Origin of the sequence: Photobacterium sp. OFAV2-7, assembly GCF_022347985.1 — a bacterium.
Lineage (GTDB): Bacteria > Pseudomonadota > Gammaproteobacteria > Enterobacterales > Vibrionaceae > Photobacterium.
The window spans coordinates 1-9,158 of the sequence record NZ_JAKRFQ010000100.1 but is presented as its reverse complement, the minus strand read 5'-3'; the positions used below and the strand labels follow the sequence as shown (position 1 = coordinate 9,158).

Sequence of the window (9,158 nt, the reverse complement as noted above, 5' to 3'; positions counted from 1 at the left end):
GGATTTGCTGCCGCAGCATTCTGAAGATGTTCATCTGGCATCGCGGGCCAAAGAGGCACGGAAGGAGCTGGAAGAGATTTTCGATCGGGAAATGCGCGGTGAACGTGAGCGGCATAATGGCTGGGACTAGTCGGGGGATGTTGTGATTAGTTGTCATAACAGCCAGTTGTAAGGGAATGGGTAACATGGCAAAGAAACGATTTATTGCCGGTGCAGTGTGTCCTGAGTGTAAAAAACAAGACACCTTGCGCTGGTGGCAAGAGAATGACGTCGAGATGGTTGAATGTGTTGAGTGCCATCATACCGATCGTCGGCTACCGCAATCTGTAGCGGAAAGTGAACAGCTTTCCTCACAGACCAAGAAGCAAGTAATTGGGATCTTTAAACCCGAATAGCGAGCGGATATTGGCATCGAGGTGCCTTTATCCGTTATTATGCGGGGGCAGTTTTATATTGAGTACCGTTTCATTGTGATTGTACGTCTGCAAGATAGTCTCAATGAAACGGTACTACCTACCTATCGGAGTAAACATGAAAGTCGCTAAAGACATCGTAGTAAGCCTAGCGTATCAAGTGAAAACTGAAGAAGGCGTTGTTGTTGATCAGTCAACAGCTGAAGCACCACTGGATTACCTTCACGGTCACAACAACCTGATTGTTGGTCTGGAGAAGGCACTGGAAGGTCGCGAAGCCGGTGACAAATTTGAAGTGACTGTTGCTCCTGAAGATGCATACGGCGAGCACGTGGCAGAAATGGTTCAGCGTGTACCTGCAGATGTATTCCAGGGCGTTGACGAGATCACTGTTGGTATGCGCTTCCTGGCGGATACTGATCAAGGTCCAATTCCTGTAGAAGTAACAGAAGTTGATGGCGATCACGTTGTTGTCGACGGTAACCACATGCTAGCGGGCCAGACGCTGACCTTTAACGCTGAAGTGGTTGCACTGCGTGCTGCAACAGAAGAAGAAATCGCTCACGGCCATATCCACCAGGGTGGTGGTTGCTGCGGTGGCGGTAGCTGTGGCGACGACCATGGTCACGACCACAAAGAAGAAGGTGGTTGCTGTGGTGGCGAAGAGAAGGGTGGCTGCGGCTGTTCTCACTAAGCCCTACGCTTAATCAGTAATAGAAAACGGGAAGCTCAGGCTTCCCGTTTTTTTTGAATCATCAATAATGCGGTGGCGGCGTTTCTTCGGATTCGCTAGCCATATTCGATGGCTCCATGCCTTTCACCTTGCCGACCATATATTTCAGCTGCACCTGCATTTCGTCGATCAAGAACTGCTGTTTGGTCAGTGCCTGGTTCAGATCTTCGATGGTCTGCTCCTGGAAAGCCTGTTTCATTTCCAGCTCGTCAATTTGAGCCTGTAGTTTGTCGATGTCACTCATAGGGCGAATGTGTCCGCGGTTAATCTGTGGTCCAGGCCTGGGCAATACCGGCTGATGTGCCGGATATAACCTGCCCGTCAGGGGTAATGGCCACATCATACACCACTGCCGCCGGTGGTCGAGTATCTTGTTGCGCTGCGGCTTCCCAACGGCCGAGGTTGTCGCCTGTCTTGCTGTCCCACAGTTCGATGCGTCTGGCCGGGGTGCCTGTTGCTAGCTGGGTGCCGTCATCCGAGAACCGGGCGCTGGACAAGTTTTGCTGACGCAGACGAACAGCCAGCTCGGCTTGTTTCTCGCCGCTGCTGAGATCCCAGATAAACACATCGTTGCCACCGTCGGCAGTGAGTGCCAGCCTACCGTCCCGCTGAAGGGCGACCCGGCTGATCCGCGAAGTATGTTCGAACTGATAGATGATTTGACCGTTGCGGGTATCCCACAGGTAGGCGTAATAGTCATTGCCGCCCGACAGGGCAAACTGTCCGTTGGCCGACAGGGCAACAGAATTAACTTTTTCTCGATGGGCAAGGAACTCTAGCCGCCGTCCGCTGCCCAAGTCGATGTACAGTGCCTTGCCGTTAGAGAGTCCCAGCAGAATATGCTGGCCGTTGCTGGCAATATCGACATCGCGGATGATCCCGTCCGATATGGACCAAAGCCCGTCTGAGCGACCCCATGCCAAGTCCCATACCGCAAAATTTTGTGCCGTGGCGGTAATGGCGTAGCGGTTGTTGTCGGAAATACGGCTGGTCAGAACGGTATTGTGATATGGGTCTTGAGAACCAAAGTCAGCTAACTTTTTGTTTTGCTGTAAATCCCATAGCACGATACCTTGTTCCGTTGAGTGCAGAATGGCAAAGCGGCCGTCTCGGCTGAGGCTAAAGCTGGTGGCACCTTCGGGAGCAATAGACCAGCGCTTGAACTCTGAGCCCGAAAAAAAGCAGCCAGTCAGGGTAATCAGTGCCAAAATAATGCTAAAGGCTTGTATTTTTTTATGCATTAAGGTCTGGTTCCGGTTTGTTTTGCTAAGAGATAAAATGTGGCCAAGCGTATTAAGTCACTGATTAAAAATGATAGTTAGGCAGTGACTTAATACGGTTGGTATTAGTATATTGATATAGCGCGCTTTTCACAGCAATGGTGAAAAGCCGATTATAAAAATGAGGCATTCCCTCATCGATTGATGGAGAAATACATGAAACCTGTTCTAAAGATGTCTGTTTTGGCTGCTACGATCCTACTTGCTGTAGGCTGCCAAGATGAAAAAGCGGCTGAAGCAAAACCTGCAGAACCTGCAAAGGTAGAGCAGGTAGCATCTGAGGCAGCGCCGGCAGCATTTGCTTCCGAGGACGAGAAAGCCGCCTATGCGATCGGTGCATCACTGGCGCAATATTTGTCGGCAAACCTGGATCAGCAAAAGGAGCTGGGCCTGGAGCTGGACCGCGAGCACGTACTGGCTGGTGTTAGCGATGTATTTGCAGGCAAGAGCCGCATGACACCGGAAGAAACGCAGCAGGCGCTTCAGGATCTGGACAAGCGCGTGTCTGAAATCGTGGCAGCAAAAGCACAGGCAGAAGCCGAGAAGAATATTAAGGCTGGTGAAGAGTACCGTTCCGAGTTTGAAAAGCTGGAAGGCGTGATGAAGACAGACTCTGGTCTTCTTTATCAGGTAGAAACACAGGGCGAGGGTGACAAGCCGGCAGCCACTGATACTGTTAAGGTTCACTATAAGGGTACCCTGACTGACGGCACCGAGTTCGACAGCTCTTACAAGCGCAACCAGCCAGCAACCTTCCCGCTGAACCAGGTGATCCCGGGTTGGACAGAAGGTGTTCAGCTGATGCAGGTTGGTTCTAAGTTCAAGTTTGTTATTCCGCCAGAGCTGGCATATGGTTCTCAGGCTAACCCGAGCATTCCGGCAAACTCAACTTTGGTGTTTGAAGTTGAACTGCTTGATATCGTCAAGGCTGAAAAACCAGCGGCAGAAGTAACACAGTAAGCGACTGTTCGTTAAGGTTTAATATACCAAAAGCGAATAATCAGTAGACAAAACCCGGCCTCTGCCGGGTTTTTTGCTTTATACTGCTAGTTGAATATCCAGATAAAAGTTCAGGCTACTGTCAAAATTCTGATAAACTTGCAAGCAAGATTTGAAATTTTATCCGTTCTATTTATTTTCACAATCTTCGAGGACGGTGAAACTAAATAAAATGGTTTGAGCAAGGAAGATATGACAGTGGTATCTACAGATAACTTTGGCTCTGAAGTCATGATCGAGAGTGATTTGATTGAGCCGCGCGCGTTTAGTGAACATGATTATATCATCTTACGCTCCTACGAGGCCGTGGTCGATGGCCTGGCTGCGCTGATAGGGCCGTTCTGTGAGATTGTGTTGCACTCACTGGCCGATCTGAACACATCGGCGATCAAAATTGCCAATGGTGAAAATACTGGGCGTAAAGTCGGCTCGCCGATCACCGATTTGGCGTTGCGGATGCTGCGCGATATTGAAGGTTCGGAGCGTAACTTCTCCCGTGCTTATTTCACTCGTGCCAAGGGCGGCGACCTGATGAAGTCGATCACCATTGCGATTCGCAATGGTGAGGATCGGGTCATTGGCCTGCTTTGTATCAACGTCAATCTGGATGCGCCTTTCTCCCAGATCCTGCAATCATTTATGCCGACCGATGAAGCCAAGCAGGCCGCATCAAGTGTTAACTTTGCCAGCGACGTTGACGAGTTGGTCGATCAGACGGTCGAGCGAACGATTGAAGAGATCAATGCCGATAAGAATGTATCGAACAATGCCAAGAACCGCCAGATTGTCATGGAGCTATACGACAAAGGTATTTTTGACATTAAAGATGCCATTAACCGCGTAGCAGAGCGACTGAATATCTCCAAGCACACGGTTTACCTGTATATCCGTCAGCGCAAGACTGAGGACGGCGAAAAATGAGCCTGAATTATGTGCTGGTGCTTGATGGGCCCGCATATGGTACCCAGGCTGCCCGTTCGGCTTTTCAGTTTGCCGAGGCCCTGATTGAACAGGGACATCGGTTGTCGCGGGTGTTTTTCTATCAGGACGGAGTCCATAACGGTTCATCCCTGTCGGCACCGGCATCGGATGAGTTTGACCTGGTCGCAGGCTGGCAGCAATTGGCAAAGGCGCATCAGGTTGAGTTGCAGACCTGCGTAGCGGCAGCACTGCGCCGTGGGATCGTCAGCGAACAAGAGGCGCAGCAAAACACCCTGCCGGGGCATAATCTGGCTCCGGGTTTTGAGCAGGCCGGGCTCGGCGGCCTTGCCGAGGCGATGCTGACGGCCGATCGGGTTATTCAGTTTTAAGTCATTACCATTCAAGAGAACCTATGAAATCGCTAGGCTTTGTATTTCAGAGTGCCCCCCATGGGAGCAGCAGCGGTCGTGAAGGGCTGGATGCCGTCTTGGCGACATCGGCATACAGTGAAGATATCAGTCTGTTCTTTATCGGCGACGGTGTCTTCCAGCTGCTGGCCAACCAGCAGCCAGGACAAATACTGTGTCGTGACTATATTGCGACTTTTAAGATGCTGGACCTTTATGATGTAGAAAATATCTATGTCTGCCGTCAGTCGCTGTCCGAGCGTTGTCTTGAAGACAGTGAGCTGGTAATAGAGGTCGACGTAGTCGATCAGACGGATATTACGACTAAGCTTCATCAGTGTCAGCGAATTCTAAGTTTCTGAGGCCGTTATGCTCCACACCATCTCAACATCTCCCTTCCAGACTCAAGATTTGCAACGTTGCCTTCAATATTTGCGCCCAGATGATGAAATTCTGCTACTACAAGATGCGGTAAGTGCCGGAATTGAAAAAAATCCTTGGTGCGAGGCAATAAAAAAGTCGGGTGTAAAAATTTATTTACTGGAAGCCGATCTCGCGGCAAGAGGCTTGAGCGACAAAGTCGATAAAAGCATAAATGTTATTGATTTTAAAGGGTTTGTTTTGCTCACTGAACAGCATGAAAGTCAGCTTAAATGGGGATAAAGCCAACTAAGAAGTTACATGATATTTGGCTTTTTCCAACTGTTTAAGAAATGATCATCTGATTGATCGCTGTATATATCTTGACACCCATTAGTGCGATGCCTAAAATTTCGCGTCCTCCTGTTGTTGGGAGGCGGATTTTTCACATTTACGAAAGTAATATTTCAGGAGCTATTTAATGGCAACTATTAACCAGCTGGTACGCAAGCCACGTGCAAAGCAAGTTGTTAAAAGCAACGTGCCTGCGCTAGAAGCGTGTCCACAAAAGCGTGGTGTATGTACTCGTGTATACACTACTACTCCTAAGAAACCAAACTCAGCACTACGTAAAGTGTGCCGTGTTCGTCTAACAAACGGTTTCGAAGTAACATCATACATCGGCGGTGAAGGTCACAACCTTCAGGAGCACTCAGTTGTTCTTATCCGCGGTGGTCGTGTTAAAGACCTTCCGGGTGTTCGTTACCACACTGTTCGTGGTGCACTTGACTGTGCAGGCGTTAATGACCGTAAACAAGGTCGTTCTAAGTACGGTGTGAAGCGTCCTAAGTCTTAATGGATTCCGTTAAGTAAGGCCAAACACTAAAATTATTTAATTTTGAAGAAACTGAAAAGTTTTGGATAACCTGAAGAAGACAACGGAGAATATCCATGCCACGTCGTCGCGTAATCGGTCAGCGTAAGATCCTTCCAGATCCAAAGTTCAAATCTGAGCTGCTGGCAAAATTCGTTAACATCCTAATGGTTGACGGTAAAAAATCTACTGCTGAGAAAATTGTTTACACTGCACTTGATGCAATGGCTGAGAAGTCAGGTGAAGAACACCTAGCAGTATTCGAAAAAGCTCTTGAAAATGTACGCCCTGCGGTAGAAGTTAAATCTCGCCGTGTTGGTGGTTCAACTTACCAGGTGCCTGTAGAAGTACGTCCAGTACGTCGTAATGCACTAGCTATGCGTTGGTTGGTTGAAGCTGCGCGCAAGCGTGGTGAAAAATCTATGGCTCAGCGTCTTGCAGCAGAAATGCTAGACGCGGCTGACAACAAAGGTTCTGCTGTTAAGAAACGTGAAGACGTTCACCGTATGGCAGACGCGAACAAAGCGTTCGCACATTACCGCTGGTAATACCGAATTGGCGCAGCAAGCCAGGCTTGCTGCGCCTAAACCATACTCTAAGGTTAACCTTAGTAAGAGGATACAGCCGTGGCTCGTAAAACGCCTATCGAGCGCTACCGTAATATCGGTATTTGTGCTCACGTTGACGCCGGTAAAACAACAACTACCGAGCGTATTCTGTTTTATACAGGCCTGTCTCACAAGATTGGTGAGGTTCACGACGGCGCTGCTACCATGGACTGGATGGAGCAGGAGCAGGAGCGTGGTATCACTATCACTTCTGCTGCTACTACTACGTTCTGGCGTGGTATGGAAGCTCAGTTTCCTGAGCACCGCGTTAACATCATTGACACCCCGGGACACGTTGACTTCACCATCGAAGTAGAACGTTCTCTGCGTGTACTTGATGGTGCAGTTGTAGTTTTCTGTGGTTCTTCGGGTGTTGAACCTCAGTCTGAGACCGTATGGCGTCAGGCTGACAAGTACGAAGTACCGCGTATGGTTTTCGTTAACAAGATGGACCGTGCTGGTGCAGACTTCCTACGCGTTGTCGACCAGATCAAGAACCGTCTTGGTGCGAATCCAGTGCCAATCCAGCTAAATATTGGTGCTGAAGAAGAATTTAAAGGTGTGGTTGACCTGATCAAGATGAAGACCATCAACTGGTCGGAAGAAGATCAAGGTACAACATTCACCTATGAAGACATTCCAGCAGAGATGCAAGACCTTGCTGATGAATGGCGCATGAACTTAGTTGAATCAGCTGCCGAGGCATCTGAAGAACTAATGGATAAGTACCTTGAAGAAGGTGAGCTGTCTGAAGAAGATATCAAGGCAGGTCTACGTCAGCGTACACTTAACAACGAAATTGTTCTGGCGACTTGTGGTTCTGCATTCAAGAACAAAGGTGTTCAGGCAGTACTGGATGCGGTTATCGAATTCCTGCCGTCTCCTACGGAAGTAAAAGCTATCCGTGGTGAAGATGAGCAAGGTAATGAGATCGAGCGCCACTCAAGCGATGATGAACCATTCTCAGCGCTTGCGTTCAAGATCGCAACAGACCCGTTCGTTGGTAACCTGACATTCATGCGCGTTTACTCAGGTGTTGTGAACTCTGGTGATTCAGTCTACAACTCTGTTAAAGAGAAGCGTGAACGTTTCGGTCGTATCGTACAGATGCACGCGAACAAACGTGAAGAGATCAAGGAAATCCGCGCCGGTGATATCGCCGCGGCGATTGGTCTCAAAAACGTAACTACTGGTGACACACTGTGCGATCAGGATCATAAAGTGATTCTGGAGCGCATGGAATTCCCGGAACCAGTAATTCAGATCGCGGTAGAGCCGCGTTCTCAAGCTGACCAGGAAAAAATGGGTATCGCGCTGGGTAAACTAGCTGCAGAAGACCCGTCTTTCCGCGTAGAAACTGACGATGAGTCTGGCCAGACACTAATTTCTGGCATGGGTGAGCTTCACTTGGACATCATCGTTGATCGTATGAAGCGTGAATTCAGCGTTGAGTGTAACGTGGGTAAACCTCAGGTTGCATACCGTGAAACCATTCGTGGTAGCACGGAAGTTGAAGGAAAGTTCGTACGTCAGTCTGGTGGCCGCGGTCAGTTTGGTCACGTATGGCTTAAGATCGAACCGTCGGAGCCTGGTGAAGGCTTCGTCTTCGTGGACGAAATTGTGGGTGGTGTTGTACCGAAAGAATTTATCGGTGCGGTATCGAAGGGTGTCGAAGAGCAGATGAACAATGGTGTACTTGCCGGTTACCCGGTACTGGACGTCAAAGCGACTCTGTATGATGGCTCTTACCATGATGTTGACTCGAGTGAAATGGCGTTTAAGATCGCAGGTTCAATGGCATTCAGGAAAGGTGCGCTAGAAGCAAATCCGGTAATTCTTGAGCCAATGATGAAAGTTGAAGTAACTACTCCGGAAGACTGGATGGGTGATGTTGTCGGTGACCTTAACCGTCGTCGCGGCATGATCGAAGGTATGGAAGAAGGGCCAGCAGGCCTGAAGATTGTCCGTGCCCAAGTACCGCTTTCAGAGATGTTCGGTTACGCAACAGATCTTCGCTCTGCTACTCAGGGTCGTGCTTCTTATTCTATGGAATTCAGTGACTACGCTGAAGTGCCGAAGAATGTTGCAGACCGAATTATTGCAGAACGCTCTTAATTTGATTATTGCGTCAATCGTCGTTGACGCATAAAATACAAACTTCAGACGCGCCCCCTGACCTAGTAGGGGGCGTATCTTAACTAGGAAGGAACACGATCGTGTCTAAAGAAAAATTTGAACGTACGAAACCGCACGTTAACGTTGGTACTATCGGCCACGTTGACCACGGTAAAACTACTCTAACTGCTGCTATCTGTACTACTCTGTCAAAAGTATACGGTGGTGAAGCTAAAGACTTCGCATCTATCGATAACGCTCCAGAAGAGCGCGAGCGTGGTATCACAATCTCTACTTCTCACGTAGAGTACGATACTCCAACTCGTCACTACGCACACGTAGACTGCCCAGGACACGCCGATTACGTTAAAAACATGATCACTGGTGCTGCGCAGATGGACGGTGGTATCCTAGTTGTTGCTGCAACTGACGGCCCTATGCCTCAGAC

General features: G+C 49.0%; 13 protein-coding genes. 11 read left to right on the top strand and 2 right to left on the bottom strand.

Annotated features, from left to right (window positions below; all coding sequences use genetic code 11):
- Window positions 1-185: 185 nt before the first annotated feature.
- Together MHN01_RS08340 and slyD are read left to right on the top strand one after the other, a co-directional pair.
- Window positions 186-395, top strand: coding sequence for a YheV family putative zinc ribbon protein (locus MHN01_RS08340; protein ID WP_239410924.1), 210 nt, complete (start codon window positions 186-188; stop codon window positions 393-395).
- A gap of 136 nt (window positions 396-531) precedes the next feature.
- Window positions 532-1,107, top strand: a complete 576-nt coding sequence (gene slyD / locus MHN01_RS08335; protein WP_239410923.1) for a peptidylprolyl isomerase — start codon at window positions 532-534, stop codon at window positions 1,105-1,107.
- Window positions 1,108-1,168: 61 nt separating this feature from the next.
- Here slyD and MHN01_RS08330 read toward each other — a convergent pair whose 3' ends face one another.
- A complete protein-coding gene (locus tag MHN01_RS08330; RefSeq protein ID WP_075762933.1) occupies window positions 1,169-1,390 on the bottom strand; it encodes a SlyX family protein in 222 nt (73 codons plus the stop codon).
- A gap of 19 nt (window positions 1,391-1,409) precedes the next feature.
- Window positions 1,410-2,387: a WD40 repeat domain-containing protein gene (locus MHN01_RS08325; RefSeq protein ID WP_239410922.1), complete on the bottom strand. Its 978-nt coding sequence runs from the start codon at window positions 2,385-2,387 to the stop codon at window positions 1,410-1,412.
- Window positions 2,388-2,582: 195 nt separating this feature from the next.
- Here MHN01_RS08325 and fkpA point away from each other — a divergent pair, with 195 nt between their 5' ends.
- The 9 genes from fkpA to MHN01_RS08280 form a co-directional block, all read left to right on the top strand.
- Complete coding sequence (gene fkpA, locus MHN01_RS08320; protein ID WP_239410921.1) at window positions 2,583-3,386, top strand: FKBP-type peptidyl-prolyl cis-trans isomerase; 804 nt, start codon at window positions 2,583-2,585, stop codon at window positions 3,384-3,386.
- 237 nt (window positions 3,387-3,623) lie between these two features.
- Window positions 3,624-4,346, top strand: coding sequence for a transcriptional regulator (locus MHN01_RS08315; protein ID WP_075763041.1), 723 nt, complete (start codon window positions 3,624-3,626; stop codon window positions 4,344-4,346).
- A complete protein-coding gene (gene tusD, locus MHN01_RS08310) occupies window positions 4,343-4,735 on the top strand; it encodes a sulfurtransferase complex subunit TusD (protein ID WP_239410920.1) in 393 nt (130 codons plus the stop codon). Before MHN01_RS08315 ends, tusD begins: the two co-directional genes overlap by 4 nt.
- Before the next feature lie 23 nt (window positions 4,736-4,758).
- Complete coding sequence (gene tusC, locus MHN01_RS08305; protein ID WP_239410919.1) at window positions 4,759-5,115, top strand: sulfurtransferase complex subunit TusC; 357 nt, start codon at window positions 4,759-4,761, stop codon at window positions 5,113-5,115.
- Between the two features lie 7 nt (window positions 5,116-5,122).
- Complete coding sequence (gene tusB, locus MHN01_RS08300) at window positions 5,123-5,416, top strand: sulfurtransferase complex subunit TusB (RefSeq protein WP_239410918.1); 294 nt, start codon at window positions 5,123-5,125, stop codon at window positions 5,414-5,416.
- A 178-nt stretch (window positions 5,417-5,594) separates the two neighbouring features.
- Complete coding sequence (gene rpsL / locus MHN01_RS08295; RefSeq protein ID WP_004399892.1) at window positions 5,595-5,969, top strand: 30S ribosomal protein S12; 375 nt, start codon at window positions 5,595-5,597, stop codon at window positions 5,967-5,969.
- A 95-nt stretch (window positions 5,970-6,064) separates the two neighbouring features.
- Window positions 6,065-6,535, top strand: a complete 471-nt coding sequence (gene rpsG / locus MHN01_RS08290; RefSeq protein WP_047877869.1) for a 30S ribosomal protein S7 — start codon at window positions 6,065-6,067, stop codon at window positions 6,533-6,535.
- 78 nt (window positions 6,536-6,613) lie between these two features.
- Window positions 6,614-8,710, top strand: a complete 2,097-nt coding sequence (fusA, locus tag MHN01_RS08285; protein ID WP_239410917.1) for an elongation factor G — start codon at window positions 6,614-6,616, stop codon at window positions 8,708-8,710.
- 101 nt (window positions 8,711-8,811) lie between these two features.
- Window positions 8,812-9,158 (top strand): GTP-binding protein (locus MHN01_RS08280; RefSeq protein WP_239410916.1); only part of this gene is annotated, 347 nt, incomplete at its 3' end.

What these genes read in the sequence shown, in the direction of transcription:
- tusD (WP_239410920.1), top strand. Translation starts at nt 4,343, where the DNA reads ATGAGCCTGAATTATGTGCTGGTGCTTGATGGGCCCGCATATGGTACC.
- rpsG (WP_047877869.1), top strand. Translation starts at nt 6,065, where the DNA reads ATGCCACGTCGTCGCGTAATCGGTCAGCGTAAGATCCTTCCAGATCCA.
- rpsL (WP_004399892.1), top strand. Translation starts at nt 5,595, where the DNA reads ATGGCAACTATTAACCAGCTGGTACGCAAGCCACGTGCAAAGCAAGTT.
- slyD (WP_239410923.1), top strand. Translation starts at nt 532, where the DNA reads ATGAAAGTCGCTAAAGACATCGTAGTAAGCCTAGCGTATCAAGTGAAA.
- MHN01_RS08340 (WP_239410924.1), top strand. Translation starts at nt 186, where the DNA reads ATGGCAAAGAAACGATTTATTGCCGGTGCAGTGTGTCCTGAGTGTAAA.
- fkpA (WP_239410921.1), top strand. Translation starts at nt 2,583, where the DNA reads ATGAAACCTGTTCTAAAGATGTCTGTTTTGGCTGCTACGATCCTACTT.
- tusB (WP_239410918.1), top strand. Translation starts at nt 5,123, where the DNA reads ATGCTCCACACCATCTCAACATCTCCCTTCCAGACTCAAGATTTGCAA.
- tusC (WP_239410919.1), top strand. Translation starts at nt 4,759, where the DNA reads ATGAAATCGCTAGGCTTTGTATTTCAGAGTGCCCCCCATGGGAGCAGC.
- MHN01_RS08325 (WP_239410922.1), bottom strand. Translation starts at nt 2,387, where the DNA reads ATGCATAAAAAAATACAAGCCTTTAGCATTATTTTGGCACTGATTACC.
- MHN01_RS08330 (WP_075762933.1), bottom strand. Translation starts at nt 1,390, where the DNA reads ATGAGTGACATCGACAAACTACAGGCTCAAATTGACGAGCTGGAAATG.